We start from the raw sequence: 22,133 nt of genomic DNA, 5'->3' as shown, positions 1-22,133 counted from the left end.
CGGGTGGGTCTCAGACCCGGCGCCAGGCCGCCATGGCCCAGGAGAAGACTCCGAAGAGCATGAGCCCGACACCGACCGCCACGAGCAGCCACGGCCCCGCCGGGGTCTGGCTGAAGGCCCGCAGGGTGTCGTCCATACCCTTGGCCTGCGCGGGGTCGTAGCGCACCGCCGCGTAGACGAGGAAGACACCGGCTGTCGCGAAGACGGCGCCTCGGGCGATGCCCCCGGCGACCCCGAGGAACTCGACGGCCTTGCGGACCCCCTGCGACACCCCGGTCATCGCGAGGCGCTTGCGGAACTTCCGCCGGGCCGCCTGCACCGCGATCACGACGCCCGCGACGGCGATCGCGACACCGACCGCGCCGACCCACCACGGGCCGCCCGGCAGCTCCATCGCCTTGCGCGTCACGTCGCGCGACTGCTCGTCGCTGGAGCGGCCGGCGCCGGAGCCCGCCGCGAAGGAGAGCACCGAGAACGCCACGACCCCGTAGAAGACCGTTCGCGCCGCCGACGCCAGCCGCTTCGTGGCCTTGCCCCCGTCGGGGCCGGCGGAGCCGAACACCGCCTCCGACAGCCGCCACAGCATCATGCACACGAGGCCGAGCCCGACGGCCCACACCAGGAAACCGCCGAACGGCCTGGCCGCGAGCTCCTGCAGGGCGCCCCGGCGATCGGCCTCCTGCCCGCCGTCACCGAACGCCACCCGGACGGCGATCACGCCGACCAGCACGTACAGCACGCCGCGCGTCGCCAGCCCGCAGCGGGCCACCACCTCGCGGCCCTTGCCGCCCCGGGACGCGGTCCGCAGCCCCTCACGTCTTATGTCGACGCCCATGCGATCAGACCTCGCCCCGCCAGGAGCCCGTCTCGACCCCGCGGGACTCGATGAACGTCTTGAAGCGCCTCAGGTCGCCCGCCACCTGGCGCTTGACGAAGCCGAGCTTGTCGGCCGCGTTCTCCGCGAGGCCGTCGGGGATCCAGTTCATGTGCAGTTCGATCCTGGTGGTGGTGGCGTCGACCGGCTGAAAGGTCACCAGCCCGGCCTGGCGGGGCTGGCCGTCCTCGGTCATCCACGCGACCCGCTCGTCCGGGACCTGATCGGTGATCCGCGCGTCGAACTCGCGCTCCACCCCGTTCACGTTCGTCACCCAGTGGGTGAGGGTGTCGCTGCGCTGGTCGATCCGCTCGACCCCCTCCATGAAGGCGGGGAACTCCTCGAACTGGGTCCACTGGTTGTAGGCGGTCCGCACCGGGACGTTCACTTCGACGCATTCCTCGACGTGCGACATCTGCGACCTCTCCGTCATGGCGGGAGCGGTCGGGGGTCCTGGTGCGCCCCCCGCCGGCTGCCTGCCGTTCTGACGGCGCGGTTACCCGGGGGTGCCCGCTCCATGCCCGCTCGATGTCGCATGCCCGCCCCGCCCCGCACCCCCCCACCCGGCCGGCACGGGGGCTGCGGGAGTGGGGGGTGCGAGGCGGGCCGAGAGGACGGAGGCGGCTACCTGTAGTCCATGCCCGGGTCGTCCAGGGCGCGCTCCTGATCGCTCTGGTCCTGGAGCCGGCGCGCCTTGTCGCGCAGGCGCTGGCTCTCGTCAGGGTCGGTCGAGCGGTCGGCCGCGTCGTTCAGCTCCTGGGCCTTGGCACGCATCTGCTGTGACCGGCCGCGGGACTCACCTGCAACACTCACGTTCACTCCTTGGATCACGGGGAAAGCGGGCGGAATCAGCGAAGCAGCAGCGCCGTGCCCGCGCATCTCGAACCGTCACCGAGCGTGACCCGTACGGACGCCAAGGCGCGCCCGGCTCCGTCCGGGGGCTTAGGCTCGGACCAGGCCAGAAGGGGATGGTGTCCATGTGTCGCTGGCTCGCCTACTCGGGTTCGCCGCTGCTGCTCGATGCGGTGCTCTACCGCCCGGAGCATTCGCTCATCAACCAGAGCCTCCACGCCAAGATGGGCGTGGAGACGACCAACGGTGACGGTTTCGGGATCGGTTGGTACAGCCCGGACGGCATCGGCGGGGGTACCCCCGCGGTCTTCCGGGACATCGCACCGGCGTGGAACAACCGCAATCTGCGCGAGCTGGCCGCCCACGTCCGCTCGCCGCTGTTCTTCGCCCACGTCCGCGCCTCCACCGGGTCGGCGATCCAGCAGACCAACTGCCACCCCTTCCGGCACGGCCGGTGGCTGTGGATGCACAACGGGGCCATCATGGACTTCCACCGCCTCCAGCGGGACCTGTGCATGGCCGTGGACCCGGCACTCTTCCCCTGCATCGAAGGCTCCACCGACTCCGAGGTGATGTTCTATCTCGCGGTCACCTACGGCCTCGACCAGGACCCGCCGGGCGCCGTGGCGCGGATGGCGGGCCTGGTGGAGCACCTCGGCAAGGAGCACGGGGTCGCCGATCCGCTCCAGATGACGGTGGCGGTGAGCGACGGCGAACGCCTCTGGGCGTTCCGCTACTCCAGCCGGAGCAGGTCCAGGTCGCTCTTCTACAGCAGCGCGGCCGAGACCGTCCGGCACCTCCACCCCGAACTGGCCTTCCTGGGCGAGGTGTCCGACGAGACGCGCCTGGTGGTCTCCGAGCCCCTCGGCGACCTCCCCGGACTGTGGAACGAACTGCCCGAGGCCAGCTACACCGTGGTCCCCGCGGCCCAGGGGGAGGAGTACCTGCCCTTCGTGCCGGAACTGCCCTGACCGACGGCCCGGTGGCGCGGGGCCGTGGCGGCGGCCGTGTGCCCGAGGCCGGCAGGTCGCACGGCGTCGGGCCCGGTCGGTTCCGGTGACGCCCGGTCGGCCCCCTCGGTCCGTCACGGTCCGTCCGGGCCGTCCGGGTCAGTCCCGGTCCGTCGCCAGCGACGTCGTCAGCGTGAAGAGGGCCCCGTCCGGGTCGCGCAGCGCCACCCACCGCTCCGTGGCGTTCGAGGCGACGTCCGAGACCGCACGCCCGCCGAGCGCGAGGGCCGCCTCGACGGCCGGCCGGAGCGCCGGGACGCGGAAGTGCACGTGCCAGCGCGGCCGGGTGTGCGGCGAGTAGGAGCCGAGCTCGACCGGCCCGCTGTTGAGCCGGGCGACGGGCTCGCCGCCCTGTCTCAGCACGACCTGGTCCTCCTCGTACGAGACCTCGCAGCAGCCGGAGCGGCCGGTGGCCCACTCCAGCACGGCGCCATAGAAGATCGCCGAGTCGAAGGCGTTCCTGGCGCGCAGCTCCAGCCAGGCCGGGGCCGGGCCCTTGCCCACCCGCCAGTGGGAGGAGACGGCGCCCTCCCAGATGCCGAAGACCGCGCCGTCGGGGTCGGCGAGCAGCGCCGCCCGGCCGCCGGAAGGGAAGGAGACCGGCCCGACCGCGATGGTGCCGGTGCGCTCCCGGACCCGGTCCACGGCCGCGTCGGGGTCGTCGACGGCGAAGTAGGGCGTCCAGGCCACGGCGACCCCAAGGTCGGCGGCGAGCGCCCCGATGCCCGCCACGGACACCCCGTCCAGCTCGGCCACGGAGAAGGCGTCCCCGAGACGGGCCCGCCGGAACCGCCAGCCGGCGACCGCGCCGTAGAAGCGCTGGGCCGTGTCGAGGTCCCGGGCCATCAGGCTCACCCAGCACGGAGCTCCGAAGACCTCCTTCGTCGAAATCTCCACCACAGCTCGCTCCGTCCCTCGTGAGGCCCGGGTTCCCAGGTCTCATTCTGGTACGTTTCGGCGCACTCCACGCGGTCAGCCCCTGCGATCTTTCGTCACCCACCGTCACCGGCGGTCGGGGGTGGGGCACGGGGGCCCCCGATTACCGCTGCGCACCGGCGTTCGGCAGGATGGCGGTATGACCGAGATCCTCACCCCCCGCCTCATCCTGCGCCGCTGGAACGACGACGACCTCGTCCCCCTGTCCGAGATCAACGGGGACCCGGAGGTGATGCGGTGGATCGGCGACGGCTCGGTCCGTGACCTGGAGGAGACCGCCGAGGACCTGGAGCGCTGGGAGGAGGAGTGGGACGAGGAGGGCTTCGGGCTCTTCGCCGTCGAGCTCCTCGGATCCGGCGAGCTCATCGGCGTCGTCGGGCTCTCCGTGCCCGAGTACCTGCCCGAGGTGCTGCCGGCCGTAGAGATCACCTGGCGGCTCGGCCGCCAGTACTGGGGCCAGGGCTACGCCTCCGAGGCCGCCCACGCCACCTTGGAGTACGCGCTCCAGGACCGCGGGCTGGACCGGGTCGTCGCCGTCAACCGAGCCGGGAACGACGAGTCCGAGAACGTCATCCGCAAGCTGGGCATGGTGCCGGAGCGCGACACCACCCACCCCCGCTACGGCCACCTCCTCCAGATCCACAGCATCGACCTCACCGAATACGAGGCCTGAGCCCACCCCGCGCGTCCCGGCCGCGCCGGGTAGGTGCCGGGCGCCCGGTGCGGCCCGCCGCCGGTCAGGACGTGCAGGTGTCCAGCATGGTGGTGAGCATCTTCTTCTCCGGCTCGGTGACGGTCAGGCCGTAGGCCGACTTGACGGTGGTCCACGCCCGCCCGTACTGGCACCAGCTCGCACGGTCCGGCGGCTGCCACAGGTCGGGGCTCTGGTCGCCCTTGGACCGGTTGGAGGCCGCGGTCACCGCCAGCAGCTGCGGGTTGGTCAGGTCATTGGCGAAAGCCTTGCGCTTGGCGGCGTCCCACCCGGCCGCCCCCGAGCGCCAGCCCTCCGCGAGCGGCACCATGTGGTCGATGTCCATCTTCGCCGCGTCCGTGACGACCGATCCGTCGTAAAGGCTCTTCCACGTGCCGGAAAGGGCCCGGCATTCGGCGTCGCGCCGCACGTCGGTGCCGTCGCGCTGCAGGACCACCTCGCGGGTGTCGCACTTGTCGCCCTGCTGCGCCCAGTGCGTGAACTTGTCCCGGCTGTAGCCGGCCATGGTCCCCACGGGTGCGACCTTCAGCTCCGCCAGCTTCGAGCGCGCAACGGCCGCGGTGACAAGTCCCGGCAGGACGTCCCCACTGCCCGGTTTGCCGTCGCCGGCCGGCGACCCGCTGCGGGGTGCGGAGGGCTTCGGGTCCGCGCCCGGTACGGCCGTACCGGAGCAGCCGGCGAGCGTCAGCAGCAGCGAAGCCGCCACCACCGCCCCGGGCAACCGCATCTGACGAACCATGACCCCACCCCAAACCGACTCCGCGTCAACGTCCCCTGGACCTTACCCAGAACCGGACGTTCAACCGGGGCTCCGTCCGGCGGGCGGGACGGCCGCCGCACCCGCGTGGCGTGGAAGGGGCCGTGGTCGGCCGGACCCGCGACCACATCGCGGCCTGGCCGCTGCGGACCACGGACGCCGAGCGCGTCGAGTACGCCGACCCGCGACGCCCCGACCGCCCCCGGGGGGCCGCCCGTACCGCGGGGGAACCCCCGTTTGCCCGCCCCGTATGGCGCAGTGAGCGCAAGTCCCGGTCAATGTAACAAAGCGTGCGATTCCCATGACGCGCGATGACCGGCGCGCGATCGCGTAGACCCGTGCGTCGGCGAACGGAGCCCTCGATGAACGACCCCACCACACTCGCGGCGACGGACGACGCAGGACGCCACGAGCTCACCGACCCCACGGCCGCCCCCGACGACCCCACGGCCCCCGACGACCCCGCGGCCCCCGACGACCCCGCGGCCGAATGCGGCGTACCCGCCGAGGCGGGCGCGGAGCCGATACACACCCTGCTCGAAACGGTGGCCACCTGCCGGCCCCTGGAAGAGGTCGCCGCACTGGTCACCCTCCTGAAGGAGACCGGCCAGCACCCCAACCCCGTTCACGAGGCGCTGCGCACGGCCGCCGTCGCACGTCCTGTGCAGGAGGTGCGCCAGCTGGTCGCGCTGCTGGGCAAGTCCCCGCAGGAGGTGGTCGAGGCGGACGTCACGCTGCGCGCGGCCGCCCTCGGCCGGTCCATCGAGGACGTGGCCCAGCTGGTGGCCATCCTCGCCGCCGAGGAACCGCAGGAGCAGGCGCCCGGCGAAGCGGCCGCGGCGGCGCAGGAACCGCACGTGCCGCAGGTGCCGCACGCGCCGCACCAGCCGCCGGACCACGACCCGCCCGGCCCCGGGGGCTCCACCGACGCCGAGGCCGTGGTGCCCGCGGCCCGTGCCATCCCGCGCACGCCCCTGACACTCCGGCAGGTCCTGCGTCTGCCCGTGGCGGCCGCCCTGCTGGGCATCGGCGCGCTGCACCTTCCCGAGGAGCCGGCGGTCCTGCCCTCCGCGACCCCCGGCCACCTGATTCCGTTCCTCGTGGCCGTGCTCTGCCTGGGCCTTGGCCTGTTGCTGGTGGTACGGGACAGCGCGCGCGCCTGGCGGGCGGGTGCCATCGCGGCCATCGGTGTCGTCGCCGTGCACCTGATCGGGGGCGCGGCCCACTACGACCCCCTGGCCGGAGCGATGGGCCGGGCCGTGCCGTGGGCGGGCGTCGTCGCGGTGCTCTGCGCCGCCGTGGCGGCGGTCCTCGCGGGCGTGGCGCTGCGCCCCGAGCCCGACCGGCAGCCCGCCGCCGACCACGCCTGACGACCGCACGGAGGCGGCGCCCGGCGCTCGGCGCGGGGCGCCGCCCGTGCGTCGCCGTCCCGGGACAGCCCCCGAGGGCTGTCCCGTCATCATCCCGGCAGGGCGCACGACGCCGGCGACGGCGCCTCAACCCGGCTATCGCGGGGAGGTACCCCCGCGTTGCCGCGACGCCCGGACAGGCCCGGTAGGGGCCGCTCCGCCGTGCGATGCACCGCATCCGACGCCGGGCGCCGACCCGCCGGGGATGACGGGACCGCCCTCAGGCGAGCAGGTTCACCGCCCGCGTGAAAAGGCGCGGGAGCCGGGCGGCCGCCGGCACGATCCGCCGGGCGAGCCCCGGCCGGTCGCGGGCCCAGAGCAGGGACTCGGTGAGCGTGCGGTAGCCCCGCGACAGCTCCCGCCAGGCCCGTTCGTACTCCCGCGGCCGTCCCGCCCGCACGCAGCGCACCAGCTCGCCCGCCGCCGTCACGGCCAGCGTGAGGCCCTCACCGGTCAGGGCGTCCACGTAGCCCGCCGCGTCCCCGACGAACAGCACGCGCCCCGCGACCCGCAGGCGGGAGCCCTGACGCAGCGGCCCGGCCCCGCGCACCGCCGCCGCGGGGGACGGGGGCAGCCGCGAGGCCAGCAGGGGGAACCGTAGGAGCTGCTCGTCGAAGGGGGCCTGTCGCGTCGTCAGGACGGCCACGCCGACGCGGTCGGGCCCCAGCGGGGTGACGTACGCCTCGCAGTGCTGCGACCAGTGGACCTCGACCAGCTCGCTCCACGGTGCGACGTCGTAGTGGCGGCGCAGACCGTACCGTGCCGGGCGGCCCGCCACCGGTGGTACCGCAAGGCCCAGACGCCGCCGGACGGGCGAGTGCAGGCCGTCGGCCGCGACGAGGTACCGGGCGGCCAGCCCGGCCGCCTCGACGCCCCCGTCGTCCTGCCTGATCTCCTCCACGCGCTGTCGGACCACCCGTACGCCCAGCTGGGCGGCCCGTGCGGCCAGCGCGGCCTGCAGCTCGGTCCGGCGGGTGCCGAGGCCCGGACCGTGGCGGAAGAGTCCCTCGGCGTGCCGCCCGCTCACCCCGTCGACGTAGCGGATGCCGTGGAAGGGCCGTCCGCCGACGGCCACCCCCAGCTCCCGCAGCCGCCGCACCGCCCCGGGCATCAGGCCCTCACCGCACGCCTTGTCGATGGGGGTCGGCCGCGGCTCCACGACCACGGCTTCCAGGCCGGCCAGCGACGCGTGGATGGCCGTGGCCAGGCCCGCCGGTCCGCCGCCCGCGATCAGCAGGTCGATCACGAAGCGGCGCCCGCCGCCGAACCGGCCGCCGATCCCGCTGACGGTACGGACGCGGGGGCGCGCAGCCGCCCGCCGTCCGTCAGGGCGGCCTCCTCGCAGCCGATCCGCACGCGCAACAGCGCCAGGTTGAGCACCGTGAAGCCCAGCGCGGTCAGCCACGCCGTGTGCACCAGCGGCAGGGCGAGCCCCTCCACGGCGACCGCCACGTAGTTGGGGTGGCGCAGCAACCGGTACGGTCCCGCCGCGACCAGCGGCAGGCCGGGCACCACCAGCACCCGGGTGTTCCAGCGCGGCCCGAGCGTCGCGATGCACCACCAGCGCAGCGCCTGCGCCGCGCCGGCCAGGGTCAGGGCGGCCCAGCCGAGCGCCGGGACGAACGGACGGCCGGCGGCCCAGGGTTCCACCGCGCAGCCCACCAGCAGCGCCGTGTGCAGGGCGACCATGGCCGGGTAGTGGCCGCGGCCGTACTCGCGGCCGCCCCGGGCCAGGCTCCACGCGGTGTGCCGGCGGGCCGTCACCAGCTCGGCGAGCCGCTCGGCCGCGACCAGGCCGACGATCAGCAGGTACAGGGTCAGGGACATGCGGTCACCAGCCATCGGTCGTCATCGGTCGTCAGGGATCGTCAGGGCGTCAATGGTCGTCAGTGGTCTTCCGGGCCGCTCACCAGCGGAGCAGCACGAGTTCGGAGGCGAAGCCCGGCCCGAAGGCGAGCATCAGACCGACCGAGCCGGGCGGCGGCGGCCCCGCGCGCTGGACCTCGCCGAGGATGTGCAGCACCGAGGCCGAGGAGAGGTTGCCGACGGCCGCCAGAGAGCGGTGGCTCGCGGCGAACGCCGACGCGGGCAGGGCCAGGGCGTCCGTGAGCGCGTCGAGGATCTTCGGCCCGCCCGGGTGGCAGATCCACGCGTCGACGTCCGAGGGCTTGAGGTCGTGCGACGCCAGGAACGTCTCGACCTCCTCGGCCACGTGCAGCCGCACCAGCTCCGGCAGTTCACGGCCGAGGACCATGCGCATGCCCCAGTGGCCGATGGCCCAGCCGAGCAGGTGCTCGGTGCCGGGATAGAGCCGGCTGCGCGCCGCGATCACCGAGGGACCGCCGCCGGCCCCGTGCAGGGGGTGTCCGGGGCCCACGGCGATCAGCGCGCCCGCGCCGTCCCCGAAGAGGGCCCCGGCCACCAGGTTCGCCATGGAGGTGTCGGCGGGCTGCAGGGTGAGCGAGCAGAGCTCGGTGGACAGGAGCAGGGCCGCGTGCCCGGGCCGGCCGGCCAGGTAGTCGTGCAGGTGCCCGATTCCCGCCGCGCCCGCCGCGCAGCCGAGGCCGAAGAGCGGCACGCGCCTCACGTCGGGCCGCAGGCCGGCGCCCGCGGCCAGCCGGGCCTCCAGCGAGGGCGTCGCGAGACCGGTCACCGTGGTGGACATGACGAGGTCGATCTCCCCGGCCGCCAGACCCGCGGCGGCAAGGGCGAGTTCCAGGGCCCGGGCGCCGAGGTCCAGTGCCGTCTCCAGGAACAGGGCATTGGTGGTGCCGAAGTCGTTCGACGGCCCGTACCGCTCCAGCGGCAGCGCGAGGTGGCGGGTCTCCACGCGCACCGAGGAGTGCACCCGGCGCAGCAGGGCGTCATCCGAGCCGGGCGGCAGGAAACGCGCGAGCGCATCGGTGATCTCGCCCTGGGGGTGGCGATGGGGCGGGAACACGCTGCTCACTGCCAGGACACGTGTCATTGATGCACCATAGAAAAAAACGGACACATCGTGATGAATCCTGCGTACCGGGCGCGGCGCGGCATACCGTGGCGCCGTGCCCGCACCCCTCGCAGAGACCGGACCGGCGTCCCGGCCCGCCACCCTCCGCCGGAGCGGTCCGGCAGCCGGGCTGCTGGCGGCCTGTCACCCCTTGCCGGCGGCGGCCGTCACCCTCTTCGCCGCCGCGCTCGCGGCCGCCGCGGGCCGCGGCCCGGTGGGCGGGGCCGTGGCCGTCGGCGCCGTGGCCGCCGGCCAGCTGTCGGTCGGCTGGTGCAACGACCGGGCCGACCTGCGGCGCGACCGGGCCGCGGGGAGACGGGACAAACCCCTGGCGGCCGGTACGGTGCGCCCCGCCGCCGTGACCTGGGCGGCGGTGATGGCGCTGCTGGTGTGCGTCCCGCTCTCGCTGGCGGGCGGACCGCTCGCGGGCGCCGTCCACCTCACCGGTGTCGCGGCCGCCTGGGCCTACAACCTGCGGCTCAAGGGCACGGCCGTCTCCTGGCTCCCGTACGCCCTCGCCTTCGGCCTGCTGCCCGCCTTCGTCACCCTCGGCCTGCCCGGTGCGCCGTGGCCGCCGCCCTGGCTCACGGCCGCGGCCGCCCTGCTGGGCGTGGGCGCGCACTTCGCCAACGTCCTGCCGGACATCGCCGACGACCTCGCCACCGGGGTCGTGGGGCTGCCGCAGCGGCTCGGCGCCCGCTGGTCGGGGGCGCTGGCCGGCCTGCTCGTCCTCGGCTCCGCCGCCGTCCTGGTCCTCGGGCCGCCGGGGCGCGTGACGCCGTACGGCTGGGGCCTGCTGGCGGTGACGGCGCCGGCGCCGGCCCTGGCCGCCGGCCGTCCCGCCGGGCGGCTGCCCTTCCTGGCCGTGATGGCGGTGGCGGGGGCCGATGTCCTGCTGCTGCTCCTCCAGCTCAGGCCTGCCTAGTGCCGGTCCAGGTCAGGAGTCGCTCCGCCGGCCAGGTGTTCACGACGCGCCCGGGCGGGACCGCGCACTCCACCGCCCGCTCGCAGCCGGTGATCTGCCAGTCCAGCTGGCCCGGGGCGTGCGCGTCGGTGTCGATCGCGAACAGGGTCCCCGCCGCCACGGCCTGGCGCAGTAGCCGCCGCGGCGGGTCGAGGCGCTCGGGGCGGCTGTTGATCTCCACGGCGGTGCCCGCCTCCGCGCAGGCCGCGAACACCGCCTCGGCGTCGAACCGCGACTCCGGGCGGCCCCGGCCGGTCACCAGCCGACCGGTGCAGTGGCCCAGTACGTCCATCAGGGGATTGCGCACGGCCGCCACCATGCGCCGCGTCATCGCGGGGGCCTCCATCCGCAGCTTCGAATGGACGGAACCGACGACGAGGTCGAGCCGCTCCAGCAGTTCCGGCTCCTGGTCCAGCGACCCGTCGTCCAGGATGTCGCACTCGATGCCGGTCAGCAGCCGGAAGGGCGCCCACGCCTCATTCAGCTCGGCCACCACGCGCAGCTGCTCGCGCAGCCGCTCGGGGGAGAGGCCGCGGGCGATGGTCAGGCGCGGCGAGTGGTCGGTGAGCACGGCGTACTCGTGCCCGAGCGCGGCCGCCGCCCGGCCCATGGCCTCGATCGGGCTGCCGCCGTCGGACCAGTCGGAGTGCACGTGGCAGTCGCCGCGCAGTGCCGCACGCAGCGCGGTGGCGGCCGCAGAGGCGGGCGGCCCCTCCGGCATCGCGGCGGCCTCGTCCTCCAGCTTCCGCAGGTAGTCGGGCACCGCCCCGCCGAGCGCCTCCCGCACCACCTGAGCCGTCTTCGGACCGATGCCCTTGACCGCCTCCAGGGTGCCGGCGGCGGCCCGGTCGGCCGTCTCGCGCTCACCCATCCGCGTCAGCGCCCCCGCCGCCGTCCGGAAGGCCCGGACCCGGTAGGTGGGCGCCTGTGAGCGCTCCAGCAGGAAGGCGATCCGGTCCAGCGCGGCAACCGGGTCCATGGCGTACCTCCTCGTCACAGTGTGGCAAGGCGGTCGGGAGCGCGCACGGCGCGACGGCCGCAGGAAGCGAAGCCGGCCACGGAGGCGGCGCCGAGGTCATGATCCCGCCGGTCCGGGGTATCGGCGGGGACGACGACGGATGCCGGACGGAAAGGCGCAGGAGCCATGACCGAGGAGACCGCGGAGGCGGCCGAACCGCACGAGCCCTCCCCGCAGGAGCGCGCCGCCCGCGACCGGGTGCGCCGACAGGCCGGCGGCATGACCCACCACGAGACCGCCGAAGCGCTGGAGGCAGCCGAGGACGCCGCGGGCGACCTGGCGGCGGCGGACGCGGGCACGCGCGCCGCGGTGGCGGAATGGCAGCGCATCACCGACGTGCTCTTCGACCACGGCGGCCCCTATTCACCCGACACCGACGCCTACGTCCAGGGGCAGCTGACCGCCCGCGAGAACCGGCGGCCGCCCGCTGACACCGGTCCGCCCCTCAGACCTCCTGCGGGGCGGCGGCGTCGAGCGCGGCGGTGAGACGGGTCAGGCGGTCCTGGAGGTCGAGGATCTCGGCCAGGTCGAAGCCGGTGGCGGCGGCGATCCGCCGCGGCACCTCGACGGCGCGGGCGCGCAGGGCGGCGCCCTCGTCGGTGAGGCGGGCGCGCACGGACCGCTCGTCCTCGGTGCTGCGCTCACGGCGCACGAGGCCGGCCGCCTCCAGCCGTTTGAGCAGCGGGGAAAGCGTCCCCGAATCCAGCCGGAGGTGCTGACCGATCTCCTTGACCGGCAGCTCGCCGTGCTCCCACAGCACCAGCATCACCAGGTACTGCGGATAGGTCAGGCCCAGGTCCTTCAGGACGACGCGGTACAGACCCCCGAACGCACGGCTCGCCGCGTTCAGTGCGAAGCAGATCTGGCCGTCCAGGCGCAGGAAGTCCTGGTCGGCGTGGGTGTCGGTCGGCTTCTGGGTCATGGTGGCCAGTGTACCCGGAGGTGCCTTGCGAGGCATTTAGTTGTGCGCAACTGAATTGCGTGCTCTACTGGGGTGGCGCGGTCGACACCGGCCGCCACCCGCCAAAGGGCCACCCCTGCGAGAGGAACTCCGATGGACGCGCTGTACACCGCTGTCGCCACCGCCAACGGCCGCGAAGGCCGCACCGTCAGCTCCGACGGCCAGCTCGACCTCGCCCTGGCCATGCCGCCGGCGCTCGGCGGCAACGGCCAGGGGACCAACCCCGAGCAGCTCTTCGCGGCCGGCTACGCGGCCTGCTTCGCCAGCGCGCTCGGCCTCGTCGGCCGCCAGGCCAAGGCCGACACCAGCGAGGTCTCGGTCACCGCCGAGGTCTCCATCGGCAAGGACGGCGCCGGCTTCGGCCTGGGCGTCGTGCTGCGGGTCGAGCTGCCGGAGTCCCTGGCGGGCGAGACCGGCGCCCTGCTGGTCAAGCAGGCGCACGAGGTCTGCCCCTACTCCCGCGCCACGCGCGGCAACATCGACGTGGACCTCGTGATCGAGTAAAGATGCCGGGCGCCGTACCTCCGGCGACCATGGACGTACACCGGCCCGCACGGGGGCCGCATGCCGGGAGGCGCCCATGGCGCACACCTATGCAACGGACGTCCTGGTCGCGGGGGCCGGCCCGGTCGGGCTGACCGCCGCCGCGGAGCTGCGCAGACACGGGATCTCCTGCCGGATCGTCGACAAGCTGCCCGCGCCGCTGCCCTTCGCCAAGGCGGTGGGCATCCAGCCGCGCACCCTGGAGATCTGGGACCTCATGGGCCTGGCCCGGGCCGCCCTCGAGGCGGCCGTCCCGATGCGCGGGCAGTTGACCTACGTCAACGGCGCCGAACAGCCCCGCATCGACCTCGTCCTGCCGCCCGAGGTGCCGTACGGCTTCGCCGCGCTGCCCCAGTACGAGACCGAACGGATCCTGGACGCGTTCCTGACGCGCTACGGGACCCGGGTCGAGCGCGACACCGAACTCGTGTCGTTCACCCAGGACGCCGAAGGGGTCACCAGCCGGCTGCGCACCTCTTGCGGCGCGGAGGAAGAAGTGCGCAGCCGGTTCCTCGTCGGCTGCGACGGCGCGCACAGCGTCGTCCGCAAGGGGCTCGGACTCGCCTTCGGCGGCGGGGCGTTCCCCGAGGAGTACATGCTCGCCGACGTGGCCGTCGACTGGGACCTGCCGCACGGGTACGGCGTGCGCTCCATGCACCGCGGCGAGGACGGCGCGGTCGACGACCTGCTGGTGTGCATCCCGCTGCCCGGCCACGGCCGTTACCGCATGTCGATGCTGGTGCCGCCCGAACTCTCGGCCGAGGGGCAGCGCGACGCCGACGGCGGGCAGGACGACCCCGGCGGCGGGCAGGGCGACCTCGATGCCGGGCAGGGCGCCTCCGACGGTGTCGTCCACGGCCTGCAGAGCGTCCGCGCTCCCGGCCTGCCCGACGTCCAGAGCGTCCTGGACCGGCTGTCACCCCGGCCGGCCACCGCCTCCGGCATCCGCTGGGCCTCGGTGTTCCGCATCAGCCACCGGATCGTGGACCGGTACGGCGACGGACGTGTCCTCATCGCCGGGGACGCGGCGCACATCCACCCGCCGACGGGCGCCCAGGGCATGAACACCGGCATCCAGGACGCCTGGAACCTGGCCTGGAAACTCGCCCTCGCGGTCAAGGGACGACACCGCCCCGGGCTGCTCGCGAGCTACGACACAGAACGCCGCCCCGTCGGCGAGGAGGTCGTCTCCCGCACCGTGCGGCACGCCGCGCAGGGCATTCAGGCCGACCCCGAGGACCCGGCCACCCTGATGCTGCGCGAGGCGCAACTGCTCGTCGGCTACCGGGGCAGCCCCATCGTCGACCCCCCGGGCGAAGGCCCCGGCCCGCGACCGGGCGACCGGGCGCCCGACTGCAGCGGCCTCACCGGGCCGATCGCCGCCTACCCACTGCGCCTCTACGACTGCCTGCGCGAGCGCGGACACGTCCTGCTGCTGTACGCGAACGGCCGGGAGGCCGGGGACCCGGACTGGGCCGACGCCCTGGCCAGGACGGCGCGCGAAGCCTCCGGAGGCGCTCTGGACACCTTCGTGGTCCTCGAAGCCGGGGCCCCCGCCCCGGCGGCCGGACCGCCCGCCTACCACGACACCGGCGGCGAGTTCGCGCTCCTCTACGGGGTGGAAGGGCCGACCGCCTTCGTGATCCGCCCGGACGGCCACCTCGCCGCCCGGCTCTCCCCGCCCGCCCCCGACTCGCTGGCCGCCCACCTCGGGAAGACCTTCACCCCGGACACCGCAGCGGACCGGGAGCAGGCCGGGAGAGAGCGCGAGCAGGCCACCACGCAGCGATGACACCGGTGAGCCCCGGGCGGGTCTCGGGCAGGCCCGTGGACGAGGCGCGGGCGGTCCTCAGGCGGCGGGCCCGGTGCCCGTGGCGCGGGCCGCCTCCTGGCGGCGGCGCTTGCCCAGCGGAGCCGTCGAAAGGTCCTGGGCCTGGGACCTGAGCTGCTTGAAGCCGTAGCCCCGCTCGGTCAGCCAGCTCTCCGCAGCCAGTTCGGCGCGGGCCGTCGCGTCGAGGATGTCCTCCTCGGCCTCGCCCGAATCCAGGAACCGGAACGTGAAGAAGGGACGGGCGGCGACGTCGTAGGTGAGGTGGCCCTCCTCGGTGAAGGCCGCGCGCAGCATGTCGTGCGCGGGCGCGTCGGCGAGCAGCTCGGCCCGCTGGCCGGCCGTGAGGCCGTCGAAGGAGCCGCGGACGGTGATGCGGAAAGTGCGGGAGCTCATCCCCGCACCCTAGGTAACACCCCTCGTCCCCCGCACCGGGATTTCCCGGCGCCGAAGACCCCCCGGATGCCCGGGCACGAGCCGCCGGTCCGTCAAGGACGGCCCCACCGGCACGTTTTGGATTGCCGCGCGATCCTCAATACGATCCGGCGATGATCACAAGAAAACGGCTGGCGGCCGGGGCGTGCGGCCTGCTCGCCGCCCTGGCCGTCGGGCTCTTCCCGGCGAGCGCCACCGCCGCCGACGGTCCGACGGCGAAGGAACCCCCGAAGGTCGACCTCGTCCTGGACGTCAGCGGCTCCATGCGGGCGACCGACATCGACGGCCAGTCCCGGATGGCCGCGGCGAAGCAGGCCTTCAACGAGGTCATCGACGCGGTCCCCGACGAAGTCCGGCTCGGCATACGCACCCTGGGCGCCACCTACCCCGGTGAGGACAAGGCGCTCGGCTGCAAGGACACCAGGCAGCTCTACCCGGTCGGGCCGCTGAACCGGACCGAGGCGAAGACCGCCGTGGCCACCCTCGCCCCCACCGGCTGGACCCCGATCGGCCCCGCCCTGCTCGGCGCCGCCCAGGACCTGGACGGCGGCAACGCCACCAAACGGATCGTGCTCATCACCGACGGCGAGGACACCTGCGCCCCGCTGGACCCGTGCGAGGTGGCCCGCGACATCGCCGCCAAGGGCATCCACCTCGTCATCGACACCCTCGGCCTGGTGCCCGACGCCAAGACCCGGACCCAGCTCACCTGCATCGCCGAGGCAACCGGCGGTACCTACACCTCCGTCCAGCACACGGCGGAACTGTCCGGCAGGGTCCGCCAGTTGGTCGACCGCGCGGCGGACCCGGTCGTCAACCCCGTCGCCACCGAGGGCGCCAAGCAGTGCGCGAGCGCCCCGCAGCTGACGCCCGGCCTCTACAGCGACCGCGAGACCTTCGGTGAACACCGCTGGTATCGCGTCGACGTCCGCCCGGGCCAGGAGCTGCGCGCCTCGGTGAGCATCGCCGCCGACCGGGCCGTCAACAACGACTACGGCGTCCTGCTGCGCGCCACCACCGTCCACGGCCGCGAGATCGTACGGGGCTCGGAAGCCGGTGACGGGCGCACCGACGTCCTCTCCACCGGCCTGCGCTACCCGAAGGCCGAGATCGACGGAGCGGACGACGGGGCGAAGGAGGCGGCGGAGACCGTCTGCCTCCAGGTCAGCAACTCCTTCTCCGCCCCCGCCCTCGTCAAGACCACCCCGGGCATGCCCGTCGAGCTCACCATCGAGGTGGTGGACGGCCCCGGCACGACCTCCGACGCCGCCGCCTTCGGCCTCGGCCGCGGCTGGTGGCTGCTGGCCGTCCTGGTCCTCACCGGACTGCTGGCCGGCCTGGTGTGGGGATGGATCTCGCGCTGGCGCATCTCCGTCTGGAGGACCAACTGATGCGTACCGTACGCACCCTGAGCGCCGCCCTGCTGGTCGCGGCAGCCGCCCTCACGGCGGCGGGGACGGCCGCCGCCGACACCTCCCCGGCCGGCCCCGGCTCCAGCGCCGGCCCGAAATCCGGCCAGGGCGAGGCCGCTCCGACCGAGGCGGGCACCGGCTTCCGCACCGCCACCGCGTTCCGCCCGGGCCAGCAGGCCACGGCCGGCGCGTCCACCGGCGATTACCTGTACTGGGTCCTGCCCGTCGACGCGCAGCAGCGCGCCACGGTCAAGGCCACCGTCACGCTGCCCGACTCCGCGACCCGGCACGGCGCCGCGACCTGGCGGCTCGACGTGTACGACGGGCTGCGCCGCCGGCAGGCGTGCACCTACGGGACGCAGTCGCGGGCCGCAGCCAAGGAAGCGGCGTCCGTGCAGCTGTCCTGCACCCTGCGCACCGTACGGGCGGCGGCCGAGCCGTGGGCCAACGACCCGCTGCCGGGCAGCTACTACGTGCGCCTGACCGTCGTCGGCCTGCCCGAGGAGGACCTCGGGCTGCCGGTGCGCGCGGCCGTCGAGGCCGCGGTGGAGGAGACCGGCGGCGCCAGTGCCGTCGACGGCAGCCTGGCGGCTCCGCTGGTCCCGGCCACCGTCACCTCGTCCCTGCGCGAGCCGGAGGACGGCTGGGCCGGCGGCTGGTGGTCGGACCGCTGGCTCTGGACGGCGGCCGGAGGGGTGCTCGGCGCCCTCGCGGGCATTTTCGGCTACCGCCTCACGCGCGGCTCGGGCCGCCCGTCCCGGGTGCCGCCGGGCGCGTGACCGCAGCCGGCCCGTGACACCGGCAGGCGTCCGGTGTCCGGGACACGGCAGCGCGGCACACGGTGGCAGGGGAGGAGTACAAGGGTCGGTCGCGTCCCGGGGCACCCCCGGGGCGCGCCCGCCCGGCATCCCGGTCCGTCGCGTCCCGGTCCGTCATCCGTACGGCTCTCCCCAGGTGAGCCCGTGCGGGTGATTGCCCACGGGCCGCCCGGACCCCTCGCCTGCGCCGAATGGTGGCCGGGGCGGTCCGGTCTGCGCTGGGCGCCAAGGGCCGCTCCGGCCGCACCCGGGCGGGCCCCGGTCGGGTCCGGGTCGGGTCCCGGGCGGGCAAGAGACGAAGAGCCGGCTCAAGCCGCACCGCCCAGGCACCCGATGGTGAGGTTGGTCGCGCCCCGCAGCGCCTGCCGGGGCAGCGGCCGTCTGGTGACGACCGCCCACCCTCCAGGAGCCCCCTCCATGCGCACGCTCGCGCGTCTGACCACCGCGGCCCTGATCGCGATCAGGAGCTCGCCGAACGAGCTCCTCTTCACGGGTGGGCTCTAGTGCTGTCCGGCCGACCCGAAGGGCCGCGATTCCGGGCCGCCGCCGGCCGCTACCGGAGGCGGGTGAGCCGGGCGCCGAGCGAAGGTTCCGCCAGTGCGCCCCGCACCGCCACCGGCACGCTCTTCGCCCCTTCGCCCTCACCGGCCGTCAGGACGCCGACTTCGGTTCCGGCTTTCGCGGTGTGCGGCAGGGGCGGGGCGCCCCCTCCGGTGCCGGGCCCCTTGCCGGTGGTGAGGACGAGCTTCAGCTGCTGGCCGGGGACACCGATCACGTCGAGGTCCTTCGTCGCCACCAGCGCCGTCCGGCCGCCGAGCCCGTCGTCGACGTACCCGACGGTCTGGCCCTTGCGGGCGACCGGCGCCGCGGCGAGTGCCTCCCGTACGGCTTCGATGATCTTCTTGCTGTTCGCCTGGACCAGCGCCAGGCTCTTGGTGGCGTTGAGATCCGGACCGTCCACGCGCTGGTCCATCAACGTGCCGAGGATCAGCGGGGTCTCGTCCCCGACCGACTTGTACGCTGCCCACATGAGCGCGCCGCCGGCGGGCGTGCTCGAACCGGTCTTGATCCCCCGGATGCTCAGTCCGGTGCTGGAGAGCAGGGTGTTGTTGTTGACGAGCGGCTGCGAGAGCCCCTTGACCGGGGCGCTGGGCAGGGTCACGACCGCGCGGAAGGCCTCGTCCTTCATGACCGCCTCGGCCAGCTTCAATTGATCGACGGCCGTACTGACGGTGCCCGCGTCCAGACCGCTGGGGTCGGTGTAGGTGGTGTCCCGCATCCCGAGCTCCTTCGCGGCGGCGTTCATCTTCCCGACGAACGCGGTCTCGGAGTCGCTGCCCGTGTCCCAGCGGGCGAGCAGGCGGGCGATGTTGTTGGCCGAGGGGATCATCAGCATCTTGAGCATGTCCTGCTGGCTGAACTTCGTCCCGGCGGTGAGCCCCACGACCCGGGACTCGTTCTCCGAGGTGCCGTCGGCCACGGCCTTCGCGTCGATCTCGATGTCCGGACCGGTCTCGGACTTCTTCAGGGGATGGTTCCTGAGGAGGACGTAGGCCGTCATCACCTTGGCGACGCTGGCGGTGGGGACCGGCTTCTGCTCGCCGAAGGTCCCGATGTCGCCGGAGCCGGGGACACGGACCGCGCCCTGGCCCTTTGCGGGCCACGGAACGGAGAACTGCCCGTCGAGCGTGTGGCCGCTCTGCGCGGCGATGACGGTGGGGGCGGGCAGGGGGCGCAGCAGCTGGGCGCCGGTGAAGACTCCGGCGAGGAGCAGCAGGACCGGGCTCCACACCGCGACGCGGCGCAGCGCGGTCCGGCGGCGCGTCTCCGGCGCGGAAGCGGTGTTCGTGAGCCCGGCGAGCAGGTCGAGCGGGGCCGGCGGGGCGACGGCGCCGACCGGGGGGACGGAGGTGGAGGTGGGTGCGGGTGCGGGTGCGAGGTGCGGGGAGGGTGTGGGTGCCGGGGCGGCGGTGCGGGGCGAGCCGTCCAGCGGTTTGAGGGCGACGAACCGACTCGGTCTTCCGGCGTCGCTGCCCTCTCCCCGGGCCCAGGACGGCGTCCGCCGGGGCGCGGCCTCCTTATGGCCGGACGTGCCGTCGCCCTCGTCCGTATCTTGTGCGGGGACGACCGCCGCGGTGGCCGGTTCGTCCTCGTCCTGCGGGCCGCCGTCCTCCTCCTGCGGCGCGGAACCGTCCTCCGCTGCGTCCGAGCCCTCCGGGCCCTGCGCCGCCGTCTGCGCTGCGGCGGGCTCGGCCGGGGCGTCCTCGCCGTCCGGCTCCTGCGCCGGGGCGGCGTGCTCGGGCCGCGCCGCTTCGGGGGTTCCCTCTTCGCCGGTCACGGGGCCGGCGTCGGGCGCGGTGTGCTGCGGGGGCTGGAGCGCGCTCTCTCCGTCGGTGCCGTCGGTGCCGTCGGCGGCGGGCCCGGCAACCGCCACGCCGTCGTCGGAGTCGCCGTCCCCGGACCCGGACGGGTCCGCCTCTTCGGCGGGGCGCGCTTCGCCCGGCCCGTCGAGGGCGTCCTCGCTGTCCGGCTCGTCCTGCGATGCGTCGGCGGTGGGCGTTTCGGCCCGCCCGTCAGCGGTGTCCTCGCTGTTCGGCTCCTCCGCCGGGGTGGTGGCGTGCTCCGGCTGCTGCGATTCGGGCGTCGTGTCCGCGACCGGTTCGGGGTCGGGCTCGCGCGGGGTACGGTCCGCGGTCTCCGCCGCGCCTTCGCGGTCGAGCTCCCGGGCGGCCTGCCGGGCCTGCCCGGCCGGTTCGGCGGCCTCGGCCCGTTCGACGGGACCGGTGCGCTCGGCGGACTCGGCCTGTCCGGCCGACTCGGCAGACTGGGCGGGTTCGGCCGGTTCGGCGGATTCCGCGGGCTGGGCGGGCTGGGCGGGTTCGCCCGGATCGGCAGACTTGGCGGCCTCGGGCTGTCCGGCCGGTTCGGCGGGCTGGGCGGACTTGGCGGCCGGCTGTCCGGCCGGTTCGGCGGGTTCGGCCGGATCGGGGCGGGCGGCGGGGGAGCGCCCGTCCTGCGGGAGGTGGTCTACCGCGGACTCCGGCGCTTCCGCCGGTTCGGCCGGGGTTTCGACCACCGCGTCGCGTACCGCCTCCCCGGCCGCCGCCTCCTTCTCTGTTTCCGGAGTGTCCGGGGAACCGCCCGCCACCGTTACCGCCTTCATCCCAGCCCCGCCTTGCCACTCACACCCGGCCGCCGCCGCCACCGCGCACGCGGTGTCCGGTAGCGCGCCGGTCTTGCCGATACGTCGGACGCGGCCCTCCGCGGGGCCGCGCCGACCCCCTAGATGTCCGCCGCGCCCCACCCGTTCCGCCGGCCCGAACCTGTGACCGTTCGGTCATACTCCGCGCGGGCGAACCGAAGACGCACGGCGGCCGGCGCGGATGCCGCGCCGGCCGCCGTGCGTTCGGACCGGTCCTCCTACGAGCTGTACGCCTCCAGTCCGGACAGCTGACCGGCAGGCCAGCCGGTGTTGCCGGTGAAGGTCAGCCGCAGGTGGCGTGCGGCCGCCGCGGGCAGCGGGCCGCCCGGCTCCCGACGCCCGCCCCCTCCTGGCCTGCGCGATCGGCTCCCCGAGCTCACCGGCCCGGGCAGACCCGCGGCGTGGCGCCCCGGTGCGGTGGTCGCCCCACCTACGCGGGGTGAGTACGGCTACTCATGACCCGGCCGCCGCAGCGGTCGAGCATGGACGGCACCAGCGCCGGCGCCGGCGCCGTGCCAGCCGAACGGGGTCGTCCATGCTCAGCCGAATCGCCGCCACCGTCGTACCCGCCTGCGGGCGGCTCACGGTCACCGCCGAAGCCGGCGGGCTGCCCGCCGGCGGCAGCATCCTCGTGGCCAACCACACCTCGCTCGCCGACCCCGCCGTCGTCGTCGCGGCGCTGCGCCGGCACGGGATCGAGCCGGTGATCCTCGCCACCAGTGGCCTGTGGCGGGTGCCGCTGCTCGGGGCCGCCCTGCGGCGCGAAGGCCACATCGCCGTGCACCGCGGCACCCGGCGCGCCGCGGACTCCCTCGATGCCGCGGCCGCCGCGCTCGCCGCCGGCCGCCACGTGCTGCTCTACGGCGAGGGCGGGCTCCCGGGCCGCCGCGACGCGGGCGAATCGGCCCCCGGCCCCTTCCGCAGCGGACTGGCCCGGCTCGCCGCCTCGACCGGCGCACCCGTCGTGCCCGTGGGCCAGGCGGGCTCGCGCCGCCTGTGCTCCGGCGGCAGCGCCAAACAGCTCGCCGGCGCCCTCACCGCCCCGCTGCGCAGGCCCCGCCTCCACGTCCACATCGGCGCGCCGCTCCACCTCCACGGGGGTGTGGCCGAGGCGACGGAGCGGGCCCGCCGCGCCGTCACCGCCGCCTGGCACACCGCCTCGGTCGCGCTCGGCGCGCACGGTGACGGGCACGGGCGGCACGAAGCCGATCCCGCGGCCTCCTCCGGCCGGCGCCGGTGCGGCGTCTGCAACGCCTCGGCCGCCGCCCCCGGACCGCGCTGCCCTCGGTAGGCGCTGCCTGCGCCCGATCCTGTTCCGGCGGGATACGGCAGGCAGGCGGCCGACGCGCTGCCGACGCGCGGCGGGGGCGAGCCTGCGCGTGCCTGCTCCGCCCCCCCCGCCCCGGAGGTTCG

The 22,133-nt window shown here is 74.9% G+C and carries 23 protein-coding genes; 10 read left to right on the top strand and 13 right to left on the bottom strand.

The features are described from left to right. Positions 1 to 10: 10 nt before the first annotated feature. The 3 genes from AMK16_RS02845 to AMK16_RS02835 all read right to left on the bottom strand — a co-directional run bounded on the left by AMK16_RS02845 (position 11) and on the right by AMK16_RS02835 (position 1,687). Positions 11 to 835: a DUF1206 domain-containing protein gene (locus tag AMK16_RS02845; RefSeq protein ID WP_073908104.1), complete on the bottom strand. Its 825-nt coding sequence runs from the start codon at positions 833 to 835 to the stop codon at positions 11 to 13. Between the two features lie 4 nt (positions 836 to 839). Further along, complete coding sequence (locus AMK16_RS02840; protein WP_073908101.1) at positions 840 to 1,289, bottom strand: SRPBCC family protein; 450 nt, start codon at positions 1,287 to 1,289, stop codon at positions 840 to 842. 209 nt (positions 1,290 to 1,498) lie between these two features. Continuing rightward, on the bottom strand, positions 1,499 to 1,687 hold the full coding sequence (locus AMK16_RS02835; RefSeq protein ID WP_073908072.1) for a DUF6381 family protein: 189 nt from the start codon (positions 1,685 to 1,687) through the stop codon (positions 1,499 to 1,501). A gap of 164 nt (positions 1,688 to 1,851) precedes the next feature. On the opposite strand from AMK16_RS02835, the gene AMK16_RS02830 reads away from it, so the two are divergent. Continuing rightward, positions 1,852 to 2,697 carry a class II glutamine amidotransferase gene (locus tag AMK16_RS02830; RefSeq protein WP_073908069.1) on the top strand — a complete coding sequence of 282 codons (846 nt, stop codon included), beginning with the start codon at positions 1,852 to 1,854 and terminating at the stop codon, positions 2,695 to 2,697. Between the two features lie 138 nt (positions 2,698 to 2,835). On the opposite strand, the gene AMK16_RS02825 is transcribed toward AMK16_RS02830, so the two are convergent. Beyond that, the gene (locus AMK16_RS02825) at positions 2,836 to 3,582 is read right to left on the bottom strand and encodes a VOC family protein (RefSeq protein ID WP_073910309.1); all 747 of its coding nucleotides are present in this window, start codon (positions 3,580 to 3,582) and stop codon (positions 2,836 to 2,838) included. A 229-nt stretch (positions 3,583 to 3,811) separates the two neighbouring features. Here AMK16_RS02825 and AMK16_RS02820 point away from each other — a divergent pair, with 229 nt between their 5' ends. Further along, complete coding sequence (locus AMK16_RS02820) at positions 3,812 to 4,345, top strand: GNAT family N-acetyltransferase (protein ID WP_073908066.1); 534 nt, start codon at positions 3,812 to 3,814, stop codon at positions 4,343 to 4,345. A 64-nt stretch (positions 4,346 to 4,409) separates the two neighbouring features. Here AMK16_RS02820 and AMK16_RS02815 read toward each other — a convergent pair whose 3' ends face one another. Next, positions 4,410 to 5,123 (bottom strand): HNH endonuclease family protein, encoded by a 714-nt coding sequence (locus AMK16_RS02815; RefSeq protein WP_242438536.1) that lies wholly within the window; start codon positions 5,121 to 5,123, stop codon positions 4,410 to 4,412. Positions 5,124 to 5,503: 380 nt separating this feature from the next. On the opposite strand from AMK16_RS02815, the gene AMK16_RS02810 reads away from it, so the two are divergent. Further along, complete coding sequence (locus tag AMK16_RS02810) at positions 5,504 to 6,511, top strand: hypothetical protein (RefSeq protein ID WP_073908062.1); 1,008 nt, start codon at positions 5,504 to 5,506, stop codon at positions 6,509 to 6,511. A gap of 259 nt (positions 6,512 to 6,770) precedes the next feature. Here the strand turns inward: AMK16_RS02810 and AMK16_RS02805 are convergent, their stop codons facing one another. The 3 genes from AMK16_RS02805 to AMK16_RS02795 all read right to left on the bottom strand — a co-directional run bounded on the left by AMK16_RS02805 (position 6,771) and on the right by AMK16_RS02795 (position 9,518). After that, positions 6,771 to 7,796: an NAD(P)/FAD-dependent oxidoreductase gene (locus AMK16_RS02805; protein WP_073908060.1), complete on the bottom strand. Its 1,026-nt coding sequence runs from the start codon at positions 7,794 to 7,796 to the stop codon at positions 6,771 to 6,773. Next, entirely contained in the window at positions 7,793 to 8,371 is a 579-nt protein-coding gene (locus AMK16_RS02800) for an isoprenylcysteine carboxyl methyltransferase family protein (RefSeq protein ID WP_079191374.1), read from the bottom strand. Before AMK16_RS02800 ends, AMK16_RS02805 begins: the two co-directional genes overlap by 4 nt. 85 nt (positions 8,372 to 8,456) lie before the next feature. Continuing rightward, positions 8,457 to 9,518, bottom strand: coding sequence for a type III polyketide synthase (locus AMK16_RS02795; RefSeq protein WP_073908057.1), 1,062 nt, complete (start codon positions 9,516 to 9,518; stop codon positions 8,457 to 8,459). Between the two features lie 76 nt (positions 9,519 to 9,594). Here AMK16_RS02795 and AMK16_RS02790 point away from each other — a divergent pair, with 76 nt between their 5' ends. Further along, entirely contained in the window at positions 9,595 to 10,464 is an 870-nt protein-coding gene (locus AMK16_RS02790) for a UbiA family prenyltransferase (RefSeq protein WP_242438534.1), read from the top strand. Here AMK16_RS02790 and AMK16_RS02785 read toward each other — a convergent pair. After that, the gene (locus AMK16_RS02785; RefSeq protein WP_073908054.1) at positions 10,451 to 11,482 is read right to left on the bottom strand and encodes a PHP domain-containing protein; all 1,032 of its coding nucleotides are present in this window, start codon (positions 11,480 to 11,482) and stop codon (positions 10,451 to 10,453) included. The two genes, AMK16_RS02790 and AMK16_RS02785, sit on opposite strands and share 14 nt — an antisense overlap. 165 nt (positions 11,483 to 11,647) lie before the next feature. On the opposite strand from AMK16_RS02785, the gene AMK16_RS36535 reads away from it, so the two are divergent. Next, the gene (locus tag AMK16_RS36535) at positions 11,648 to 12,007 is read left to right on the top strand and encodes a hypothetical protein (protein WP_199885331.1); all 360 of its coding nucleotides are present in this window, start codon (positions 11,648 to 11,650) and stop codon (positions 12,005 to 12,007) included. Here the strand turns inward: AMK16_RS36535 and AMK16_RS02775 are convergent. Continuing rightward, positions 11,967 to 12,443: a MarR family winged helix-turn-helix transcriptional regulator gene (locus AMK16_RS02775; protein ID WP_073908051.1), complete on the bottom strand. Its 477-nt coding sequence runs from the start codon at positions 12,441 to 12,443 to the stop codon at positions 11,967 to 11,969. The genes AMK16_RS36535 and AMK16_RS02775 overlap by 41 nt on opposite strands. Positions 12,444 to 12,575: 132 nt before the next feature. Between AMK16_RS02775 and AMK16_RS02770 the strand changes: the two genes are divergently transcribed. After that, positions 12,576 to 12,986 (top strand): organic hydroperoxide resistance protein, encoded by a 411-nt coding sequence (locus tag AMK16_RS02770; RefSeq protein WP_073908049.1) that lies wholly within the window; start codon positions 12,576 to 12,578, stop codon positions 12,984 to 12,986. A gap of 76 nt (positions 12,987 to 13,062) precedes the next feature. Then, positions 13,063 to 14,817, top strand: coding sequence for an FAD-dependent monooxygenase (locus tag AMK16_RS02765; RefSeq protein ID WP_073908045.1), 1,755 nt, complete (start codon positions 13,063 to 13,065; stop codon positions 14,815 to 14,817). A gap of 57 nt (positions 14,818 to 14,874) precedes the next feature. Here AMK16_RS02765 and AMK16_RS02760 read toward each other — a convergent pair whose 3' ends face one another. Beyond that, the gene (locus tag AMK16_RS02760; protein ID WP_073908042.1) at positions 14,875 to 15,249 is read right to left on the bottom strand and encodes a DUF6204 family protein; all 375 of its coding nucleotides are present in this window, start codon (positions 15,247 to 15,249) and stop codon (positions 14,875 to 14,877) included. 152 nt (positions 15,250 to 15,401) lie between these two features. On the opposite strand from AMK16_RS02760, the gene AMK16_RS02755 reads away from it, so the two are divergent. Both AMK16_RS02755 and AMK16_RS02750 read left to right on the top strand, forming a co-directional pair. Beyond that, positions 15,402 to 16,679, top strand: a complete 1,278-nt coding sequence (locus tag AMK16_RS02755) for a VWA domain-containing protein (protein WP_073908039.1) — start codon at positions 15,402 to 15,404, stop codon at positions 16,677 to 16,679. Further along, entirely contained in the window at positions 16,679 to 17,479 is an 801-nt protein-coding gene (locus tag AMK16_RS02750; protein WP_073908036.1) for a hypothetical protein, read from the top strand. The genes AMK16_RS02755 and AMK16_RS02750 overlap by 1 nt, the downstream gene beginning before the upstream one ends. Before the next feature lie 347 nt (positions 17,480 to 17,826). Here the strand turns inward: AMK16_RS02750 and AMK16_RS35680 are convergent, their stop codons facing one another. Together AMK16_RS35680 and AMK16_RS38020 are read right to left on the bottom strand one after the other, a co-directional pair. Then, the gene (locus AMK16_RS35680) at positions 17,827 to 18,009 is read right to left on the bottom strand and encodes a hypothetical protein (RefSeq protein ID WP_143196785.1); all 183 of its coding nucleotides are present in this window, start codon (positions 18,007 to 18,009) and stop codon (positions 17,827 to 17,829) included. Between the two features lie 62 nt (positions 18,010 to 18,071). Next, positions 18,072 to 20,681 (bottom strand): D-alanyl-D-alanine carboxypeptidase family protein, encoded by a 2,610-nt coding sequence (locus AMK16_RS38020; RefSeq protein WP_274535329.1) that lies wholly within the window; start codon positions 20,679 to 20,681, stop codon positions 18,072 to 18,074. A 574-nt stretch (positions 20,682 to 21,255) separates the two neighbouring features. On the opposite strand from AMK16_RS38020, the gene AMK16_RS02740 reads away from it, so the two are divergent. Further along, a complete protein-coding gene (locus AMK16_RS02740; protein WP_073908033.1) occupies positions 21,256 to 22,011 on the top strand; it encodes a lysophospholipid acyltransferase family protein in 756 nt (251 codons plus the stop codon). Positions 22,012 to 22,133: the final 122 nt, after the last annotated feature.

The sequence above is a fragment of the Streptomyces sp. CB00455 genome, assembly GCF_001905445.1.
Taxonomy (GTDB): Bacteria; Actinomycetota; Actinomycetes; order Streptomycetales; family Streptomycetaceae; genus Streptomyces.
Note: the sequence above shows the minus strand (reverse complement) of the source record. Positions and strands in the feature narration are given on the sequence as shown.